The organism is Rhizobium cauense (assembly GCF_019511525.1).
GTDB classification, from domain to species: Bacteria; Pseudomonadota; Alphaproteobacteria; order Rhizobiales; family Rhizobiaceae; genus Rhizobium; species Rhizobium cauense.
The window spans coordinates 56359-76419 of the sequence record NZ_JAEUAT010000015.1 but is presented as its reverse complement, the minus strand read 5'-3'; the positions used below and the strand labels follow the sequence as shown (position 1 = coordinate 76419).

20 protein-coding genes and 1 other RNA gene are annotated in these 20061 nt (G+C 59.7%); 10 read left to right on the top strand and 11 right to left on the bottom strand.

The annotated features are described in order from the left end of the window. Positions 1–19: 19 nt before the first annotated feature. The 4 genes from JNB88_RS24010 to ssrA all read right to left on the bottom strand — a co-directional run bounded on the left by JNB88_RS24010 (position 20) and on the right by ssrA (position 1586). Positions 20–238 carry a ribbon-helix-helix domain-containing protein gene (locus tag JNB88_RS24010; RefSeq protein ID WP_220357604.1) on the bottom strand — a complete coding sequence of 73 codons (219 nt, stop codon included), beginning with the start codon at positions 236–238 and terminating at the stop codon, positions 20–22. Between the two features lie 97 nt (positions 239–335). After that, positions 336–530: a DUF4169 family protein gene (locus tag JNB88_RS24005; protein ID WP_037129056.1), complete on the bottom strand. Its 195-nt coding sequence runs from the start codon at positions 528–530 to the stop codon at positions 336–338. 50 nt (positions 531–580) lie between these two features. After that, positions 581–1087, bottom strand: coding sequence for an SspB family protein (locus JNB88_RS24000; protein ID WP_037129053.1), 507 nt, complete (start codon positions 1085–1087; stop codon positions 581–583). A 128-nt stretch (positions 1088–1215) separates the two neighbouring features. After that, positions 1216–1586, bottom strand: a transfer-messenger RNA (tmRNA) gene (ssrA, locus tag JNB88_RS23995). 186 nt (positions 1587–1772) lie between these two features. Here ssrA and JNB88_RS23990 point away from each other — a divergent pair. The 5 genes from JNB88_RS23990 (at position 1773) to JNB88_RS23970 (ending at position 7057) form a co-directional block, all read left to right on the top strand. Continuing rightward, positions 1773–2567: a thymidylate synthase gene (locus tag JNB88_RS23990; RefSeq protein WP_220357603.1), complete on the top strand. Its 795-nt coding sequence runs from the start codon at positions 1773–1775 to the stop codon at positions 2565–2567. Positions 2568–2579: 12 nt separating this feature from the next. Then, positions 2580–3095 carry a dihydrofolate reductase gene (locus JNB88_RS23985; RefSeq protein ID WP_220357602.1) on the top strand — a complete coding sequence of 172 codons (516 nt, stop codon included), beginning with the start codon at positions 2580–2582 and terminating at the stop codon, positions 3093–3095. 152 nt (positions 3096–3247) lie between these two features. Next, on the top strand, positions 3248–4339 hold the full coding sequence (gene hflK, locus JNB88_RS23980; RefSeq protein ID WP_220357601.1) for an FtsH protease activity modulator HflK: 1092 nt from the start codon (positions 3248–3250) through the stop codon (positions 4337–4339). A 3-nt stretch (positions 4340–4342) separates the two neighbouring features. Next, complete coding sequence (gene hflC / locus JNB88_RS23975; protein ID WP_220357600.1) at positions 4343–5275, top strand: protease modulator HflC; 933 nt, start codon at positions 4343–4345, stop codon at positions 5273–5275. A gap of 186 nt (positions 5276–5461) precedes the next feature. Next, complete coding sequence (locus JNB88_RS23970; RefSeq protein WP_220357599.1) at positions 5462–7057, top strand: DegQ family serine endoprotease; 1596 nt, start codon at positions 5462–5464, stop codon at positions 7055–7057. 111 nt (positions 7058–7168) lie between these two features. Here the strand turns inward: JNB88_RS23970 and JNB88_RS23965 are convergent, their stop codons facing one another. Together JNB88_RS23965 and serB are read right to left on the bottom strand one after the other, a co-directional pair. After that, positions 7169–7735, bottom strand: coding sequence for a GNAT family N-acetyltransferase (locus JNB88_RS23965; protein ID WP_220357598.1), 567 nt, complete (start codon positions 7733–7735; stop codon positions 7169–7171). Beyond that, complete coding sequence (gene serB, locus JNB88_RS23960) at positions 7732–8622, bottom strand: phosphoserine phosphatase SerB (protein ID WP_220357597.1); 891 nt, start codon at positions 8620–8622, stop codon at positions 7732–7734. The genes JNB88_RS23965 and serB overlap by 4 nt, the downstream gene beginning before the upstream one ends. Before the next feature lies 1 nt (position 8623). On the opposite strand from serB, the gene miaA reads away from it, so the two are divergent. Beyond that, entirely contained in the window at positions 8624–9511 is an 888-nt protein-coding gene (gene miaA / locus JNB88_RS23955; protein ID WP_220357596.1) for a tRNA (adenosine(37)-N6)-dimethylallyltransferase MiaA, read from the top strand. 15 nt (positions 9512–9526) lie between these two features. Here the strand turns inward: miaA and JNB88_RS23950 are convergent, their stop codons facing one another. Next, the gene (locus tag JNB88_RS23950; RefSeq protein ID WP_220357595.1) at positions 9527–11617 is read right to left on the bottom strand and encodes an ATP-binding protein; all 2091 of its coding nucleotides are present in this window, start codon (positions 11615–11617) and stop codon (positions 9527–9529) included. A 345-nt stretch (positions 11618–11962) separates the two neighbouring features. Here JNB88_RS23950 and JNB88_RS23945 point away from each other — a divergent pair, with 345 nt between their 5' ends. Together JNB88_RS23945 and ilvN are read left to right on the top strand one after the other, a co-directional pair. Further along, on the top strand, positions 11963–13756 hold the full coding sequence (locus tag JNB88_RS23945) for an acetolactate synthase 3 large subunit (RefSeq protein WP_220357594.1): 1794 nt from the start codon (positions 11963–11965) through the stop codon (positions 13754–13756). A gap of 24 nt (positions 13757–13780) precedes the next feature. Continuing rightward, positions 13781–14353 (top strand): acetolactate synthase small subunit, encoded by a 573-nt coding sequence (gene ilvN, locus JNB88_RS23940; RefSeq protein WP_037129025.1) that lies wholly within the window; start codon positions 13781–13783, stop codon positions 14351–14353. A 58-nt stretch (positions 14354–14411) separates the two neighbouring features. Here the strand turns inward: ilvN and JNB88_RS23935 are convergent, their stop codons facing one another. Next, positions 14412–15389: a LysR family transcriptional regulator gene (locus JNB88_RS23935; protein WP_220357593.1), complete on the bottom strand. Its 978-nt coding sequence runs from the start codon at positions 15387–15389 to the stop codon at positions 14412–14414. An 85-nt stretch (positions 15390–15474) separates the two neighbouring features. Between JNB88_RS23935 and JNB88_RS23930 the strand changes: the two genes are divergently transcribed. Continuing rightward, a complete protein-coding gene (locus JNB88_RS23930; RefSeq protein ID WP_220357592.1) occupies positions 15475–16599 on the top strand; it encodes an alkene reductase in 1125 nt (374 codons plus the stop codon). Between the two features lie 65 nt (positions 16600–16664). Here JNB88_RS23930 and JNB88_RS23925 read toward each other — a convergent pair whose 3' ends face one another. Further along, complete coding sequence (locus JNB88_RS23925; protein ID WP_220357665.1) at positions 16665–17513, bottom strand: aldo/keto reductase; 849 nt, start codon at positions 17511–17513, stop codon at positions 16665–16667. Positions 17514–17667: 154 nt separating this feature from the next. Between JNB88_RS23925 and JNB88_RS23920 the strand changes: the two genes are divergently transcribed. Continuing rightward, on the top strand, positions 17668–18261 hold the full coding sequence (locus tag JNB88_RS23920) for a LysE family translocator (protein ID WP_220357591.1): 594 nt from the start codon (positions 17668–17670) through the stop codon (positions 18259–18261). Here the strand turns inward: JNB88_RS23920 and JNB88_RS23915 are convergent. Together JNB88_RS23915 and JNB88_RS23910 are read right to left on the bottom strand one after the other, a co-directional pair. Next, positions 18253–18729, bottom strand: coding sequence for a DUF2269 family protein (locus tag JNB88_RS23915; RefSeq protein ID WP_220357590.1), 477 nt, complete (start codon positions 18727–18729; stop codon positions 18253–18255). The genes JNB88_RS23920 and JNB88_RS23915 overlap by 9 nt on opposite strands. After that, the gene (locus tag JNB88_RS23910) at positions 18729–20009 is read right to left on the bottom strand and encodes an SDR family oxidoreductase (RefSeq protein ID WP_220357589.1); all 1281 of its coding nucleotides are present in this window, start codon (positions 20007–20009) and stop codon (positions 18729–18731) included. The genes JNB88_RS23915 and JNB88_RS23910 overlap by 1 nt, the downstream gene beginning before the upstream one ends. Positions 20010–20061: the final 52 nt, after the last annotated feature.

Genomic DNA, 20061 nt, shown 5'->3' with positions numbered 1-20061 from the left:
AAGTGTCGGAGGGCGTGAGCTAGCTGACGCCCTTGGATTTCAGCCAGTGAAGGACATGAACGCGCAGCGCTGACGAGAGGTTGCTTTCCGGCTGTCGTTTATCGTCTATGTCGGAGATCAACGTTGCAAGCGGTATGGCGCGGGCCTTTGCGATCGCGTTCAGCTCGGTCCAGAACTCGTCTTCCAGGGAAAAGCTGGTGCGGTGTCCGTGCAGGGTAGCCGAGTGCTTGCGGATCATCCCAAAGCTTCAGAATTCGGTTCAGGCTGCTCAGGATATGATTCCAGAAAGACATCCAACAGATTGATCCCGGAATCATTTTTGCTTCTCGGGACGCTCATTTGTCGTCGTCGGACTTTTCGATCCGGCCCTGCTGGTGAGACCGTTCGGCCTTCTCATTGAGTGCCGTCGTGAGCTGCTTCTCGGACTTGGTGCGGCCAAAGGAGATGCGGTTTTGCTCGGCCTGCTTCTCTTTTTCGGCGCGGGCCTGTTTCTTCTTGAACTGTCGCAGATTGACGACTTCGGCGGTCACGGCTGGCCTCGATCCGAATTGAAAAAGGGAAGCAATCGCTTCCCTTCGTTTTACTGCTTCTTTCGGAAGGCGTCGAGCGAGACGACGGAACCGGGCTTCTTTTCCTCGCCTTCGCCTTTTCCGGCTGATGCTTCCTCGGTCTTTTCAGCGACGGGGTAGGCGGTAATCTCGGCTGCCGGCAGTTCTTCGCTGTCTGCGAGAGGGACGTCAAACTCCAGTTCGAAATTGACGGAGGGATCGTAGAAGCCGCGGATTGCATTGAAGGGAATGAACAGTTTTTCCGGAACGTCCGAGAAAGACAGGCCGATCTCGAAAGTGGTTTCGGTGATTTTCAGTTCCCAGAATTGGTGCTGGATGACGATCGTCATCTGCTCAGGGTACTTAGCCTTCAAGTGTTGCGAGATGCGAACACCGGGAGCGCCCGTGAGAAAGGTGATGAAGAAATGATGCTCGCCCGGCAGGCGGCCCGTCGCGGCAACTTCAGACAAAACCTTGCGGATGACGCCACGCAGTGCGTCCTGTGCCAGAATGTCGTAACGGATGTGATCCTGCCCCATGCTTTTTCCTGTCTTTCTTTGGTTCGGACTCGTTTCCCAAGGCTGTATGCCATGCCAAGGCGCCTTGGAAAAGGCCGGAGCCGAGTCATGCTTGACCAAACCATACATGATTTGCGCGCAAGGGAGAAGGTGAAGGCTTCTGTTGCCAGGTGCCTTCGGACCCCGCCTAGAGGTGCGAACCACTAGGGCTTTATTTGAAGTGTCACACCGCGATTAAGCAGCGAGACGAGCTTCCGCATAGTTGTCGTTTGCAACTACAATTTTAGCCCGATAACGGCGGTACAATGCCGAGCAAAAAGACGATCTTTACACCCTTGTCGATCCTGTTTCGCCCCCATCAAAAGCCGGCCATCTCTTTGTTAGCCCGCCGGTTTTTGGTGGAGGCGCCGGGTACCGCCCCCGGGTCCAATAGGTTTATTACACCGCTCATTTATCGCCATAGCCGGTCCGAAGACCGGCAACGGCTGATATAGTGTTTTCCGCAGTGGATGGGAAGAGGCGTCGTCACAAAAGCGTTGTGCGGCTGGGGAAGACCTGGAGGCCTCGAGGCTTTCGACATAGGTTCAGCCGGTCGATCGCAGTGTTCCTCGCGCGTATGGAGATTTGCCGGGATAAAGGGCCAATGGCGATTGGTTTCGACAACCGAAGCGCCTAAATAGGAACAGAAGGGAATCGGCGGCGAACGATGAAGCAGTATCTCGATCTTTTGAAGCATGTGATGGAACACGGGACCGATCGCGGAGACCGGACCGGTACAGGCACGCGCTCAGTGTTCGGCTACCAGATGCGGTTCGATCTGCAGGAGGGCTTCCCTGTCCTGACGACTAAGAAGCTGCACCTTCGCTCCATTATTCACGAGCTTCTCTGGTTCCTGCGTGGTGACACCAACATCGGCTACCTCAAGGACAACGGTGTCTCGATCTGGGACGAGTGGGCCGACGAAAACGGCGATCTCGGCCCGGTTTACGGAGCACAGTGGCGCTCCTGGCCCGCTCCGGATGGCGGCCATATCGATCAGATCGCCAATCTTGTTGGCGGCATCGTCAAGAATCCGAATTCGCGTCGGCATATCGTTTCGGCCTGGAATCCCGCGGAAGTGGACGACATGGCTTTGCCGCCGTGCCATTGCCTGTTCCAGTTCTATATCGCCGACGGCAAACTTTCCTGCCAGCTGTATCAGCGGTCTGCCGACATCTTCCTCGGCGTCCCGTTCAACATTGCATCCTACGCGCTGCTGACGATGATGGTGGCGCAGGTCGCGGGCTTGAAGCTCGGCGACTTCGTCCACACGCTGGGCGACGCACATCTCTACCACAACCACTTCGAGCAGGCGAAGCTGCAGCTGACCCGCGCGCCGAAGCCGCTGCCGTTCATGCGCATCAATCCTGAAGTGAAGGATATCTTCGGTTTCAAATTCGAGGATTTCGAGCTCGTTGGCTATGAGGCCGACGCCAGCATCAAGGCGCCGATCGCGGTCTGATCGGAGACATCCATGTCGGGAATTCGCAAGACCATAGTTGTTGCCGTATCAGACAACGGCGTTATCGGGCGCGAAGGCGACATGCCGTGGCGGCTATCGACCGATCTCAAGCGGTTCAAGGCGCTGACGCTCGGCAAGCCTGTCATCATGGGCCGGAAAACCTATGATTCGATCGGCAAGCCGCTGCCGGGACGGGCGAACATTGTGATCTCACGCCAGGCGATCGGCATCGACCATCCGGATGTGCGAATGGCTCATTCCCTGACTGAAGCCATGGATGTCGCAGAGGAAGTTGCTAGCCGCAATGGTGAGAAAGAGATCTGCATCGTCGGTGGTGGCCAGATATACGCGCAGGCGATGGAACTCGCCGACCGACTTTGCGTGACGCACGTCGAAACGACGGTGGAGGGGGACACATTCTTTCCCCCGATCGACCCGGCGTTTTGGACGGCGACGGAGACGATTGACGTACCGGCAGGCGACAGGGACAGCTATCCCACGAAGTTCGTGGTCTACGACCGCCGTTAGCAGCTGAAAACCAACTATTTTCCAATAAATATCGCCAAGTTTCTCATGTTGCGTTGAAAGCCGATGCGGCGATACCTATAACGGTCACGATCGCAGTTATCTGCCGCCCCCGCGGGTTAGGCGATCGGAGTTTAACGAATAACGAGGTTTTGATGCCCTGGAGCAATCAGAATGGCGGCGGCGGCCCTTGGGGCGGCGGCGGCGGTAACAATCAGGGACCATGGGGGCAAGGGCCCAATCGCCCACGCGGTGGCGGCGGTGGCAGGGGCGGGCCGCCCGACCTTGAGGATATCATCCGGCGTGGCCAGGACAGGCTTCGCAATATCGTACCCGGTGGGTTCAATGGTGGTGTACTCGTCCTTGTAGCGGCAGTATTGGTAGTGTTCTGGCTGTTCCAGTGCATCTACATCGTCCAGCCCGACGAGCGCGGCGTCGAATTGCGTTTCGGCAATCCGAAGGATGAGATCGCGACGCCGGGTCTGCATTTCCACCTGTGGCCGATGGAGACTGTCGAGATCGTCAAGGTGACCATGCAGCAGCAGAACATCGGCGCAGCGTCGACGTCCTCTTCGTCATCAAGCGGTCTGATGCTTTCGGGCGACCAGAACATCCTGAACGTCCAGTTCTCCGTGTTCTTTACGGTCAGCGATCCCAAGGCTTATCTCTTCAACGTCGAAAATCCGGCCGAGACTCTCCAGCAGGTCGCCGAAAGCGCCATGCGCGAAGTCGTTGGTCGCCGTCCTGCTCAGGACGCGTTCCGTGACAATCGTCAGCCGATCGAGACCGAAGTCGCCAACATCGTTCAGGGCACCATGGACCGTTACAGGGCCGGTGTTTCCATCGGAGCGGTGACGATCCAGGACGTGGCGCCGCCGCGTGAGGTGGCCGATGCCTTCGAAGAAGTGCAGCGCGCAGACCAGGACAAGCAGCGGCTGGTCGAAGAGGCCAACCAATACGCCAACCAGAAACTCGGTCAGGCGCGCGGTGACGCCGCTCAGATCCGTGAAGCGGCTGCCGCCTACAAGGATCGCGTCGTCAAGGAAGCCGAAGGTGAGGCCCAGCGCTTTATGGCCATCAACGAGCAGTACGCGAAAGCGCCTGAAGTCACCCGTACGCGCCTCTTCCTCGAAACGATGGAGCAGGTTCTGAAGAATTCCAAGAAAGTCGTGATCGACGAGAAGCAGGGGGTCGTTCCCTACCTGCCGCTCAACGAGATCGGCAAGCCGGCACAGCAGGGAGGTTGAGCCATGACATCGAACAGGCTTCCTCTTATCCTAGGCATTCTTGCCGCCATCCTGGTTGTGCTCTACTCGTCGATCTTCGTCGTGAACGCGCGTGAGCAGGCGATCGTTGTCCGATTCGGTCAGATCCAGTCGGTGAAGACCGAGCCCGGCATCTACTTCAAGCTTCCGTTTGCGTTCATGGATGCCGATCGCGTCCAGATCGTCGAACGGCAGGCACTCCGCTTCGACCTAGACAACATCCGCGTGCAGGTTCGCGGCGGTGCGACCTTCGACGTCGACGCCTTCGTGGTCTATGACATCAGGGATGTGCGCAAGTTCCGCGAAACGGTCTCGGGCGATCGAGAGGCCGCGGAAGCGCGCCTTCGTACGCAGCTCGATTCCTCGCTTCGCCGCGTCTACGGTCTGCGCGACTTTGACGCCGCGCTTTCGGAAGAGCGCGTGGCAATGATGCTCGAGGTTCGCGATGACCTGCATCGCGATGCGGAAGCACTTGGCCTCAACATTCAGGACGTTCGGATCCGTCGTACGGATCTGACACGTGAAGTTGCGCCGAAGACTTACGACCGCATGCGTGCGGAGCGTCTTGCCGAAGCCGAACTCTTGCGTGCGCAGGGTACGGAAGAAGGCCAGCGTCGCCGCGCTATCGCGGACAGGCAAGTGGTCGAAATTACCGCCGACGCACAGCGCGATTCTGAAATCCTCCGTGGTCAGGGCGATGCCGAGCGCAACCGCCTGTTTGCTGATGCCTTCAGCAAGGATCCCGCGTTCTTCGAATTCTATCGCTCCATGGCGGCCTATTCGGTGGCTCTGCCTTCGCAGGACACGACGCTCGTGCTGTCCCCGAATTCGCAGTTCTTCCGCTTCTTCGACAACGAAAGCGGCGCGCCGAGAAGTCCGGCGGCGGCGCCGGCGATGCCGACTGCGCCGACGAATTGATCGACGACCGAAACCTGCAAAATACGAAGGGCCGGCTGTTTGCCGGCCCTTTTTTATTCCGCGACGTGATGGAGCCAATAGCAAACGTCAGATTGCACGGGAATTCGCGAAAAGGTGATTTCACCCTCCATCATTCCGCCTTATGCTGATGGTCAGAGTGCATTTTACTTGAAATGAGGATGCTTGATGGCCCCGACGACACGCCCGACCTTCAGACGATCGCTCGCTCTCCTGGCCGGCGCTGCACTTCTGGCTAACATTGGTCTGACCGAGGCGGTTCATGCCCAGGGCACGCCGCCGACGAACGGTCCGGCATCCGTTGCTGATCTTGCCGAGGGGCTTCTGAATGCGGTCGTGAACATTTCCACCTCGCAGAATGTCAAGGATGATGAGGGCGTCGGTCCGGCTCCACGCGCGCCTGACGGTTCTCCATTCCAGGAATTCTTCAACGACTTCTTCAACAAGCAGCAAGGTAACAAGGGCGGCAACCACAACGTCAACTCGCTGGGCTCCGGCTTCGTCATTGACCCGCAAGGCTACATCGTCACGAACAACCACGTGATCGAGGGCGCCGATGACATCGAGGTCAATTTCGCTGATGGAACGAAGCTGAAGGCAAAGTTGATCGGTACCGACACGAAGACCGACCTTTCAGTCCTGAAGGTTGAGCCGAAGGCGCCGCTGACGGCCGTCAAATTCGGCGATTCCAGCGTCATGCGCATTGGTGACTGGGTGATGGCGATCGGCAATCCGTTCGGCTTCGGTGGCTCCGTCACGGTTGGCATCATTTCCGGCCGTGGACGCAACATCAATGCCGGCCCCTACGACAATTTCATTCAGACCGATGCGGCCATCAACAAGGGCAATTCCGGCGGTCCGCTGTTCAACATGAAGGGCGAGGTCATTGGCATCAACACGGCGATCATTTCGCCAAGCGGCGGATCGATCGGTATCGGTTTCTCTGTCCCATCGGAACTGGCCGCCGGTGTCGTCGATCAGCTGCGCGAGTTTGGCGAGACGCGCCGCGGCTGGCTCGGTGTTCGCATTCAGCCGGTGACCGACGACGTGGCAGACAGCCTCGGTCTTTCGAGCGCCAAGGGCGCGCTGGTTGCCGGCGTCATCAAGGGTGGTCCGGTCGATGACGGCTCGATCAAGGCGGGTGATGTTATTCTGAAATTCGACGGCAAGCCCGTCAACGAAATGCGCGACCTTCCGCGCGTCGTGGCAGAAAGCCCGGTTGGCAAGGAAGTGGATGTTGTCGTCCTTCGTGACGGCAAGGAGCAGACCGTGAAGGTGAAGCTCGGCCGCCTGGAAGACAGCGATCAGGCCGCCTCGAACGATGCCGGCTCGAACAGCAAAGGCGGCGTCATCAATCCGGACCCGGATGAAAACCAGGATATGGATGAGCCAGATGACCAGCAGAGCCAGCCTATGCCCGACACAAAGGGCAAGACGGATCAGGCGACACCTGACGCAACGAACCCGAAGAACGTGCTTGGCCTTTCGCTGTCAGAACTGAGCGCTGAGACCCGCAAGACATTTGGTATCGCTGAAAGCGTCGACGGCGTGCTTGTCGCAGAAGTCGCACCTGGATCGCTGGCCGCCGAAAAAGGCCTGAAGCCCGGTGACGTGATCGTCGAAGTTGCCCAGGAGTTCATGCGCTCGCCAGAGGCGGTTGCCGCGAAAGTGCAGTCGCTGAAGCAGGAAGGCCGGCGCAACGCTCAGATGATGATCGCTTCGTCGAACGGTGATCTGCGGTTTGTGGCAGTGCCGATGGAATGATGAGACGCGGGATGCGCCATCATTTCGGGAATGACGGAACGAAGGCGCCTTCTCATGCCTGCGTCAACGCGGCGGGCCGCAAGCGTTTCATGCGCGAACGTGCAATCGGTATCAGCCGGTCGTCTGGTTCCACTGTTGACGGCTAATCGTATAGAGAACGTGGCGTTTCAGGTGCGGATGCGTGTCAGGCACGCGGGGATGGTCGAAATCGCGCTGCGGTTCATGATGCAGGCCCAGTCGACGCATCACGGCGGTGGAACGGTGATTGTCGGTCACCGCGAAAGAAACGATTTCGCTTGGATCGAACTCTGTGAAGCCGCGGCGTAGTGCCGCCGCTCCAGCTTCCGTCGCATACCCTTTGCCCCAATGCCGCCTCGCAAGACGCCAGCCGATCTCGATGGCGTCCGCAGGAAGGAACGGTTCGAGTTTGGGTTTCCACAGACCGCAAAAGCCGATCGGCTCGTCGGTTTCCTTGAGAGCCATTGCATAGAAGCCGAGCCCTGTCGTGGTGATGCTATCGCGGATAGTGTCCAGCATGGAATCGGCTTCCGCGCGGCCGCGACGGACGGCGAAGAACTCCATTACGTCCGGGTCGGAATTGATCTCGTGGAAGAGCGGTCGGTCCTCTTCGGTCCAATTGCGCAGACGCAGGCGATCGGTCGTCAGGATCACTGTCATGGCGTTACGAAATCGGTTTTTCGGTAGCCCTGGACATAAAGGAGGGCGCTGAGATCACCGTGATTGATCTGTATCTTCGCCTGTGCTGCAACCGTCGGCTTGGCGTGCAGTGCGACGCCGGATCCTGCCAGTTGCAGCATGCCGAGGTCATTTGCGCCGTCACCAACAGCAATGGCGTCACTTGGCGAAATGCCAAGCTTCTCTGAAATGTCGTTCAGCGCATCCACCTTGGCCTGTTTGCCGAGGATAGGCTCAGCGACGAAGCCGGAGAGGACGCCATCGTCTTCCAGAAGAATGTTCGCCCGGTTTTCATCGAAGCCGAGCGTCTTTGCGATGGGGCCGGTGAAGACAGTGAAGCCGCCGGAGACAAGCGCGGTGTAGTGTCCCTTCGATTTCATGGTAGCGATCAATTCAGGACCGCCCGGGGTCAGCGTGATGCGCTTGGCAATGACTTCATCGACGACCGATATCGGCAATCCCTTCAAGAGCGCGACACGCTCGCGAAGGGCAGGCTCGAAAGCGATCTCGCCGTTCATGGCGCGGGCGGTGATGGCGGCGACCTTTTCTTTCAGTCCGACTTCGGCGGCGAGTTCATCGATGCATTCCTGGCCGATCATGGTGGAGTCCATGTCGGCAATCAGTAGCCTCTTGCGGCGCGTCTCGGTATCTTGGATGACGAGATCGATTGCTGCGCTGCCGATCACAGCGATAATGCTGGCGCGGGCAACCTCCTCGTCGGTCCCATCCTTCAGCGCGATATCGCAGGCGATCCCGTCGGCGAGCCAGTAAAGGCCGGAAGCTTTCACTGCATCGGCTGCCTGCTCGGCGATATCAGGCGTGAGAACAGGATTTGACGGATTGGCAACAAGCGTGGCAACGAGGGCCATGATGGAAAACCTTCTGAGCGCAGTGAACGCGATCCTGATAACCGGGCCGACCGCCAGCGGCAAGTCCGCCTTGGCCGTCGAACTGGCAAAACAGCACGATGGCGTCGTCGTCAACGCCGACAGCATGCAGGTCTACGACACGCTGCACGTGCTGACCGCGCGTCCCTCGGAGGAGGACATGCAAGGCGTGCCACATCACCTGTACGGTCATGTTCCAGCCGGTCGCGCCTATTCCACCGGCAGCTGGCTGCGTGATGTTACGGATCTGCTGCACCGGCTTCGTGCCGAGCGGCGAAAGCCGATTTTCGTTGGCGGGACCGGGCTTTACTTCAAGGCATTGACTGGCGGGCTTTCCGACATGCCCGCAATACCGGAGGACGTGCGCAACCGCCTCCGTTCTCGCCTGCAGGAGGAAGGGCCCGACGAACTCTATCGACAACTGCAAGAGCGCGATCCCGTGGCCGCCGGCACCCTTCGTGCGCAGGATGGACAGCGTATCGTGAGGGCGCTGGAGGTTGTCGAGGCGACAGGGCGCTCGATCGTCGATTTCCAGGCGCAAACCGGGCCCGTAATCATCGACCCCTCGGCGGCGCGCAAGATCGTCGTAGAACCGGCACGCGCCGTCCTTCACCAGCGGATCAATGGGCGGTTTGAAAAAATGCTGGAACAGGGAGCGAAGGACGAAGTGAAGGCGTTGCTCGCCCTTTCGCTGTCGCCCGACATGCCTGTCATGAAGGCCATCGGCGTGTCTCAGATCGCGGCGATGTTGAACGGTGAGCTGACGCGCGACGAAGTGCTGGAGCGGGGTGCCGCCGCGACGCGGCAGTACGCCAAGCGGCAGATGACCTGGTTTCGCAACCAGATGGACGAAAGCTGGGAGCGCCTATAGTGAGGGCGCGTGGCGTTATTCCTTGTTATTCAGGCTGCTGAGTGGCCTTTTCAGTATGCTGTCCCGGAGCGACATGCCGGGCTCGCGGCGAATGCTCCCTGCGATCGGCGGATTATCGCTTTGCCCTGATGCAGGTTCTCGATGGATCTCGCGCCTCAACGCTTCAAGGCGGCTGTCTATCGACGTTTCAGGTGCTGCAGCGGTTGCGCGTGGCGCCGTAGCCAGAGGCTCTCGCGGAGAGCCTGCTCCAGGCAACATCTCGCGGCGGTACGGCTCGATTGGAGCGAGTGGCGGCGTTGTTGATACGTGAGTCGCAACTGGCGCCGACGGATACGAGCGCGTCGCTGCCGGGCTGTCGTAATCGTCGTAGTCGTCTTCGTCCTCATAAGGACCGCTCGGCGGCATCGCTGCGGAATAGCTTTGCTGGAACGCCGAAATATCGGGGCCGCTTGTCGCGCGCATGCGGGTTACGATCTTGCGCAAGTCGACGTTGTCGGGATCCTCGTCGCTGACCTTTACATTGGCGCCGTTGGCCTTTGGCAGGTAGCGTTCCTCGACGCGTGAGAAGCGCATCCGCATCGGCACGCTGATCGCCTCACCGAAGGCAATCGCTTCGCCGTTGCCAATCGAGGAAATGAAACTGGTCGTCGAGATCGACGAGTTGGGAATCGCTGACCGAATGATCTCCTGGTCGCGGTCGTTGGCTAGGCGCATCGCAAAGAGCGTCGAGCACTGCGACAGGATGGTCTGGTCTAGTTCGCCGGGGCGCTGAGTGATGATCCCCAGCGATACGCCGTATTTACGGCCCTCCTTGGCTATACGGGCGATAGCCTGCCTGGTCGGGAAGAAGCCGAGGTTGGGGTCGGACGGAATGTAACGGTGTGCTTCTTCGCAAACGACGAGCATATGGATGGCGCCATCACTCCATAGCGCGATTTCGAAGGCCATGCGGCAAAGCACCGAGGCGACTGAGTTCACGACCTCGGAGGGTATACCGGAAAGCTGGAAGGTGCAGATCGGCCTGTTGTCACCGGGTATGCGGAAGATTTCCGCCACGGTCTCCATGATCGTGTCACTGATCGTGTTGCTGGAGAACATGAAGTGGTAGCGGGGATCGTTGATGGCAGCGAGAACACGCATCTTCAGCGACCGAAGCAGCGGTTTTTCCCCGCGACCCTCGAGCCGTCCGATGCGTTCGTCGATGAGTGCGAGGAGATCCGCCATCCGGTAGGGAACGGGCGTGTCGGCAGTAATCGAGCTCTTCTCGGTTGTGCGTTTCACGAGCGAACTGTCGCTGCCGCGGAAGGCGCGCTTCGCCTCCGGCAATAGGTCGCGAAGAATATCGACTTCTTCCGGGACAGGTGTGCGACCACGAAAGACGACTTCCGCGAACTCCTCCAGTTTCATCAGCCAGAACGGCAGATCGAGCGTGTCCGTGTCTATGACAACGGAGTGCTTCGGGAAGGCGGCGGCAAATTCGTTGTGCGGATCGAGGATGAGGACGCGCAGCTTCGGGTCGGCCTCGATCGCCTTATGCAAGAGTAAGGACACGGCTGTCGACTTGCCGACGCCGGTGGAGCCGACGATGGCGAAATGCTTCGACAGCATCGAAGGAATATGGATGGCGGCATCGATGCTTTCATCCTGGGTGAGCTTGCCGATCACGGCGGTCGTTCCGCTTCCGGCATCGTAGATACGCATCAAGTCGGTCGAGCGAATACGATGAGCGACGGCGCCAAGATAGGGATAACGGGAGATGCCGGTGGAAAACTGTTCGCGGCCATCCTCGTCGACACGGACTTCGCCGAGCAGTTCGGTTTCGATCTGGAAATAGTTATCCTCGCCTTCACCCCAACTGTGACCGCCGGTGTTCATGGAATAGACCAGGGCGACCACCCGGTTTCGACCGACGCTGATCGAGATCAGCCTGCCGACCGACCACAGTTCGGCCAGTTCCGTGCCGCCGGCTTCGGCGACTGCGGCTATGGTGGCGCGAGACCCGCTGCATGCAACAACGCGACCGAGAAACCGGTTACCCGGGGCCTGGTCATCGCGGCGGTCATGCTCGCCTGCCTTGCTTGACGTGTGCAAGTCCTTGTTCAGCAAAGGGCTACTCCCTGCAGTAGCAAAGAAGGATATGAGCGAACGTTTAAGAAAGTCTTTTGCGACAGACGCAGCATTCCCGCGCAGGCTCGGGCTGTCTGATGCCGCTCGATTTTTTATTGCTGCAAGCGTTGACGATGCGAAATTTTCTGTCTATCACTTCGCCCCATGAAAATCGCAGTAGCTCTTATCGTGGTGGGAAGGCGCATGGGCAGGATGGTGTAACCATCCGGCGATAGCCACCCATGCGCTAGATGACAGGCTCCCTCAGGGGCCTTTTTTTATGCCCAAAATTCGGGCTTCCTTGCTACAGAACTCAAATCCCAGCAGTCAAAACGGAAAAGAAACATGACGGGCACGGACAACAAGACGGACGATAACAGGATGACAGGCGCGGAAATCGTTATCCGCGCGCTCAAGGACAATGGTGTCGAACACCTGTTCGGCTATCCGGGTGGTGCCGTGCTTCCGATCTATGACGAGATCTTCCAGCAGGACGAGATCAAGCACATCCTCGTTCGCCATGAGCAGGGTGCCGGCCACGCGGCCGAAGGCTATGCCCGTTCCACCGGCAAGGTCGGTGTCATGCTCGTCACGTCTGGTCCTGGTGCCACCAATGCCGTGACGCCGCTGCAGGATGCCCTGATGGACTCCGTTCCGCTCGTCTGCCTGAGCGGCCAGGTTCCGACCTCGCTGATCGGCTCCGACGCTTTCCAGGAGGCCGATACGGTTGGTATCACGCGGCCCTGCACCAAGCACAACTGGCTGGTCAAGGACGTCAACGATCTGGCGGCGATCATTCACGAAGCCTTCCGCATCGCGCAGTCGGGCCGCCCGGGTCCCGTTCTCGTCGATATTCCGAAGGACGTTCAGTTCGCCACCGGCACCTATACGCCGCCGGCAACACACGCGATCCAGAAGAGCTACCAGCCGAAGGTTCAGGGCGATCTCAACCAGATCCATGCGGCGATCGAGCTGATGTCGAAGGCGCGTCGCCCGATCATCTATTCCGGCGGCGGCGTTGTTAACTCCGGTCCGGAAGCTTCCAAGCTGCTTCGCGAACTGGTCGAGCTGACGGACTTCCCGATCACCTCGACGCTGATGGGCCTCGGCGCCTATCCGGCATCCGGCAAGAACTGGCTGAAGATGCTCGGCATGCACGGTTCCTACGAGGCCAACATGGCGATGCATGATTGCGACGTCATGGTCTGCATCGGCGCGCGCTTCGACGACCGTATTACCGGTCGCCTCAACGCGTTTTCGCCCAACTCGAAGAAGATCCACATCGATATCGATCCATCCTCGATCAACAAGAATGTCCGCGTCGACGTTCCTGTTCGTGGCGATGTCGGCAGCGTTCTGGAAGACATGGTTCGCCTGTGGCGTGCCCTGCCGAAGAAGCCGGAGAAGAGCCAGATCGCGGAATGGTGGTCCGATATCGCTCGCTGGCGTGCGCGCAATTCGTTTGCCTACACGCACAGCAACGACGTCATCATGCCGCAATACGCGCTGGAGCGTCTCTACGCGCTGACCAAGGACCGCGACACCTACATCACGACGGAAGTCGGCCAGCACCAGATGTGGGCAGCCCAGTTCTACGGCTTCGAGAAGCCGAACCGCTGGATGACGTCGGGTGGCCTCGGCACCATGGGTTACGGCCTGCCGGCCGCGCTCGGCGTCCAGATCGCGCATCCGGAAAGCCTCGTCATCGACATCGCCGGCGATGCCTCGATCCAGATGTGCATCCAGGAAATGTCGGCGGCAATCCAGTATGAAGCGCCGATCAAGATCTTCATCATGAACAACCAGTACATGGGCATGGTGCGCCAGTGGCAGCAGCTGCTGCATGGAAACCGCCTGTCGAACTCCTACACGGAAGCGATGCCTGACTTCGTCAAGCTGGCGGAAGCCTACGGCGCCGTTGGTCTGCGCTGCGAAAAGCCTGCCGATCTTGATGCGACTATCCAGGAGATGATCGATGTCAAGAAGCCTGTGATCTTCGATTGCCGCGTCGCCAATCTCGCCAACTGCTTCCCGATGATCCCGTCGGGCAAGGCGCACAACGAGATGCTGCTGCCGGATGAAGCCACGGACGAGGCGGTCGCCAATGCGATCGACGCCAAGGGCCGTCAGCTCGTTTGATATAAGGTAGAGGAACCCAAGATCATGAATGCACACCTACAGCCGACGGGCTCTGCCTACTTCATTTCGCCGGAGACGGCGGCGGTCGAAAGCCACACGCTTTCGGTCCTCGTCGACAACGAACCGGGCGTCCTTGCCCGCGTCATCGGTCTGTTCTCAGGCCGAGGCTACAACATCGAGAGCCTGACCGTCTCCGAAACCGAGCATCAGGCGCATCTGTCGCGCATTACCATCGTGACGCGCGGCACGCCGCACGTTCTCGAGCAGATCAAGGCGCAGCTCGAGCGTATCGTTCCTGTCCACCGGGTGGTTGACCTGACGGTTCGTGCCCGAGAACTCGGCCAGGAGCGCCCGATCGAGCGCGAAGTGGCTCTCGTCAAGGTCGTCGGCACGGGCGAGACTCGGGCCGAGACGCTGCGGCTTGCCGACGCCTTCCACGCGAAGGTCGTTGACGCAACGGTTGATCACTTCATTCTCGAGATCACCGGCAAGTCTTCGAAGATCGACCAGTTCGTCTCGATCATGAAGCCGCTTGGCCTGATCGAGGTCTGCCGCACCGGTATCGCCGCGATGAACCGCGGCCAGCAGGGCATGTAAGAAAACAGATGTGCCGGACAGCGTGGTATCCGGCACTTCGTTCGTTCCGATGGTGATCCTATTCGGCGGCGATCAAGGCGATGTCGGATCCAGCATTCGCCTCTAAGACCTTGGCGCGCACGGGCTCTAGTGCCGCCAAAATCTGTTGGCGTAACCAGACGTGACCGGCGTTGCGGTCGGACGAGGTGTGCCATCCAAGTGAGATGTCATAGGGCGGGATGTCCACTGGCCCAGGGCTGACGGCGAGGCCGAACACCGGCGCCCAGGCCCGTGCGAAACTTGCCGGTACGGCGGCAAGCACATGCGTATCCCGAACAAGGATCGGCAGCGTGAAGAGGTGCGGCGTCGTCACTGCTGCGCGCCGTTTCAATCCGCGCTCAGCCAGCACTTCGTCGACCAGACGGCAGCGGCCGTCCTTGCTGACGATCACGGCCTGTGGGGTGGCTAGAAACGTCTCGAGATCGATCGTGCCGGGACCGCCGGTTGTCTCCGGATTGCTGAGGATGACATAGCGCTCGGACCAGAGCTTGCGGCGTTTGTGGAGCTCGTTGCCAGTCTCCACCTTGCCGATCGCGAGATCGATCTCGCCACTGTCCAGCAGATCCGCGGGATAATCCTGATCCAGCGACCGTATCACGAAATCGACATGTGGCGCCTGTTCGCGAACAGACGCGAGAAGCGGCGGCATCAGCAGGCTTTCGAGATAGTCGGTCATTCCGAGCGTGAATGTCCGCTCATCCGTTGCGGGGTCGAATTGTTCCGGCTCGATCAGGCGGGACTGGATCGTGCACAGGATGCCGCTGACTGTTTCGGCGAGTTCCTGCGCCCGTGGTGTCGGTTCGATCCCGCGCGCCGAGCGAACGAACAGCTCGTCCGACAGAAGCGCTCGCAGCCGCCCGAGATTGTGGCTCAAGGCGGATTGCGATGTGCCGATGCGCTGCGCGGCGCGCGTGACGTTGCGCTCGCTCATGAGGGCATCAAAAGCGACCAGCAGATTGAGGTCGAATTTCAAGATATGAGCGTGATCGATCGACATCATGATTTCCATCTGTTGGATTTATGGATGAGGGAGAGATATGTGTTCCGTCGATGATAATCAACCGAATTAAGGAATAACGCTCATGAAGTCTCTCTTTGAAGCCTACGACCTTCGCGGCCAAAAGCTTCGCAACCGTGTCGTCATGGCTCCGATGACGCGGGCGAGGGCGCAGGACGGTATCGCCGATCAGCAGACCGCCCACTACTATCGCCAGCGCGCTGGTGCCGGTCTGATCGTCTCCGAGGGGACGCCGATTTCGCAAGAGGGAACCGGCTTTGCCTTTATCCCCGGCATCTGGTCGGACGATCAGGTTCGCGGTTGGCAGGGAGTGACGAAGGCCGTGCACGAGGAGGGCGGAAAGATCTTTGCGCAGATCTGGCATGTCGGCCGTATGTCGCATACCTCTCTCCAGCCTAGCGGTGGCCAGCCCGTCAGTTCCAGTGCCAGACCGGCGCGTGACGACAAGAGCACGGCTTATGCATTCAACGAGGACGGTGTGGCAGGCTTCGTCGAAGCGAGCGTGCCGCGGCCGCTTGGCACCGACGAGGTTACAAGGGTCGTGGACGACTTTGCGAATGCTGCTGCCAATGCCGTCGCTGCCGGATTTGACGGCGTCGAGATCCATGGTGCAAACGGTTATCTGCTGGAGCAGTTTCTCAATCCTGAGATAAACGACCGCACCGACCGTTACGGCGCCGGAAACGTCGAGGACCGGACACGTTTCGTGCTTGAGATTGTCGACGCGGTGGTCGCGCGCATTGGCGCCGAGAAGGTCGGTATCAGGCTTTCGCCATTCGGCAAGCTGTTCGACATGCCGCATCATTCTCTGATCGAGGAAACCTATTTGCACCTTGCGGCTGCGCTTTCTGAACGCGACCTTGCCTATGTGCATTTGAAGGACCAGGGACCAGCCAGCAACCCGGCCATTTCGAAGGAGTTTCTGCGCAAGTTCCGCGAGAGCTATTCTGGCACGCTTATTCTTGCCGGTTCGCTCGATAAGCGTCGCGCAGAACAGTTCCTGCGGGACGGCCTCGTCGATCTTGCCGCTTTCGGTCAGCCGTTCATTGCAAATCCCGACCTGGTGGAGCGGTTGCAGCGGGACCTGCCGTTGGCGACGCCGAACCGGGAGACCTACTACGGCGGAGGCAAGGAGGGTTACACCGACTACCCGGTGTACGCGGTTGGCCCTGAAACAAAGGCTGCTTGACCGCAATGCCTGCCGGCGAGCCCTTGAAGCTCGCCAGCTCATCGTCGCTCAGGAGCCGCTGGAGATCAGAGCATCTCCAGCGGCTTTTTTCGGGTTGGCGGGGGAAAGGCGGCATCCAGTGCTGCCCAATCTCCGTCGGTAATGTCGAGCGAGACTGCATCGCGGTTTTCGGCGGCCCGGATAGCGCTCGACGTCTTCGGGATGACGATTACGCCATCACGCTCTAGCAGGAAGGCAAGAGCCACCTGGGCTGGCGTTGCCTGGTAGGCCTTGGCAATGCGGATCAGCTCCGGATGATGCAGGATGCGCCCCTGTTCGATCGGCGAATAGGCCATGACCGGGATCTGGTGTTGCTGGCACCACGGCAGCAAGTCGTATTCGACGCCACGGCGAGACAGATTGTAGAGAACCTGATTGGTAGCGACATTCCGGCCTGCAGGAACGCCCAGCAGTTCCTCCATGTCATCAGTGTCGAAGTTGGAAACGCCCCAGGCGCCGATCTTGCCCGATGCCTTCAGTTCCTCGAATGCGTCGACGGTTTCGGACAGCGGGTGGTTGCCGCGCCAGTGCAGCAAATAGAGGTCGATCCGATCGGTGCCGAGGCGGAGCAGGCTGTGTTCGCAGGCGGCGATCGTTCCCTTGCGGCTGGCGTTCCAGGGATAGACCTTGCTGACGAGGAATACCTCGTCCCGTCTTCCCTCGATCGCTTCGCCGACGATCCTTTCCGCTCCGCCCTCGGCATACATTTCTGCGGTATCAATGAGCGTCATGCCGAGATCGAGACCCGCGCGCAGGCTGTCGATCTCCCGCTTCGCTTCGGAGGTTTTCTCGCCCATGTTCCAGGTGCCCTGACCGAGGGCCGGAACCTTCACGCCGTCGGGAAAGCTGATCATTGGGATGGTGTCGTCCTGCATTGTGCTCATTCCGTTTTCCAAGAGACTAGTCAGCAATCTTTCGACCAATCCTGTCACCATGACAATGATTGCGTGGCATGACGAATTTAGGTCAGTTATGTTGACCTAAATTAATCGGGCTTGCTCAAGCATCGCGAGCCCTCCGGGAGGTCTCATGCCGCTGGACACATTTCTGGCACTCGTCCTGTTTGCCTTTACGACGTCGATAACACCGGGTCCCAACAACATGATGCTGTTCGCGTCCGGTGTGAACTTCGGCTTCCGCCGTACCGTTCCGCATATGCTGGGCATCGGGGCAGGATTCTTCTCGCTGCTGATCGGTGTCGGCTTTGGATTGGGCGCGCTGCTGCACACAATACCAGTACTCTACACGGCGCTGAAATTCGCTGGCGGCGTCTATCTTGCCTGGATCGCGTGGAAGATCGCGACGTCGCGTACCCTTGGCGAGGGCAAAAGCGGCGCAGAGCCGATGTCGTTTTTGTCGGCGGCAGCCTTCCAGTGGGTCAATCCGAAGGCATGGGTCATGGCCGTGACGGCGATGGCGACCTATACGATCCCCGACATCTACCTGGCGAGTGTCCTGATCGTCGGCTTGGCCTTCGCGCTGGTCAACGTCCCAAGCGTCTCCACCTGGGCGGGCTTCGGCTCGGCGCTGCGCGACTGGTTGTCGGATCCCGTACGATTGAAATGGTTCAACATCACAATGGCCGTGCTGTTGGTGCTCAGTCTTTGGCCGATGCTAAAATAGCGTGATCGTCGGTTTGTTGAGCATCAGCCACAGGATGCCAATAACTGCAAAGAATGCCGGAAACCCGAAGGCAAACCAGATGCGACAAAGCCGGAAATAGTCGGCGGGTAGCTCCGTGCGCGCTTCTACGGCGGCGCGCGCGAGGTTTCTCATGCGGATTTGGATCCCGACAACCGGCAGCCAGAAGAGACCGGTAAAAACGTAGAGAAGCAATGAAAGGGCTATCCAGCCTTCTGTCAGTTCCCAGCCGATAAGTCTCGCCAGCAGGTATCCTGTCACCGGTTGGAGAATTGCGGCTGTCGCGGTGAACAGTGTGTCGGCGACGACGACCGTTCCTGCAACATGAGCGATCAGCTCCGGATCCCGCGTCCTGTGGGCGACAACCATGAAGAACGCGATGCCCGCGCCAGTTCCGAACAGAACCGTCGCACCGATTACGTGTGCCAGCAGCAGTGACTGTTCCAGCATTATCTCTCATCCAGAATTGCGAGGGTCGCCAGCGTCAACAGCAGCGACGGCAGGACTTTCACCAAAGGACCAAGCGGATCGAGCCACAGCAAGGGTTCGACGATGGTCGCACCGGCAAGATAGCCCAGCGAAACCAGCAGCATGCCGCGCATAGCCCTGTGGGCGAGCGGCCGGACGAGGACGGCGGCCCCAAGCAACATATCGACCAGGCAGGTGAGGACGGTCAGCAACGCGGCAGGGCCCGCCTGCAGCAGCGGCAGGAAATGCGTGGCAGCGCGCTGAACGTCGAACAGCGGGAGAAAGCCCGAGAGCAGCCAGAAGATCGACAGAGTACCAATCATCATCGGCTTCAAGAGATAGAGCCTGGCAAACCAAAGGTCCTGCACCCCGGCCGGGTTCACTCGCAGGGTCTCACGCGCCGACGCGACCGCAATGCCTGGGTTAGCGCCGGCGGTTGGCTGGATGCCTTCCGCCATGACGGTCATGGCAGTGGATCGCAAGGGTGACCGCCATCCAAGGCGACCGGCAGCGTCTGCAAGCCAGGTGAGCGGCTTGGCGACGATCGCGGGTAGGGGAACGACAGCCGAATTTGGCAGACCCAGCCATTGCCGGTGGAGTGTAACGAGCTGAGCGAGCGTCAATTGCTCGGTCGATGCTAGATCGGTGTCAGTACCCACCGGGAGATGCCCCGCGACGGCGCTGCTTACTGCCGCCGCGACATCATCAAGCGCAACTGTCGCAACCGGGCTTGCTGCGTGAACCAACGGGATGCCGAGAGGCAGGGCGGCAAGCGCCCGCAGCAGGGCCGAACCACCATGGGCGTTGCGACCGAGAACGAGAGCCGGGCGCAGGATGACATGCGACAGGCCGCTTGCAGCGAGCGCCTCGTCGGCGTGGCGTTTTGTTGCTAGGAACGGCAGATCGCCGGCGGCGTTGTTCGTCCGCGCAGATATCTGCACGATCAGGGGCCGCGCGTCCCGCGCAGCTGCATAGAGCGCAAGCATCGCCTTGTGCTGTGTCCCCGATAGGTCGTCGGCAAGACCGTCCTGCAGAGCGCCTGCACAATTGACGACGGCGTCACAATCTTCAATGAGGCCGCGCCAGTCTTCCGCGTGCAGCATCTTTGACAAATCGGCTGCTATCCATTTGATATCCGGTGACTTCAGACGGGCACGGGAGGGGTTACGGCCGAGGCCGGTCACATTGTGCCCGTCAGCAAGAAGGCGGGCTGCTACCGCCGAACCGATAAAGCCTGTTGCGCCAAGAATCAGGATGTTCATGGCATCGAACTTAACCGAAAAGTTGCATCGGCAAGAGGCCTTGGCGAGACGA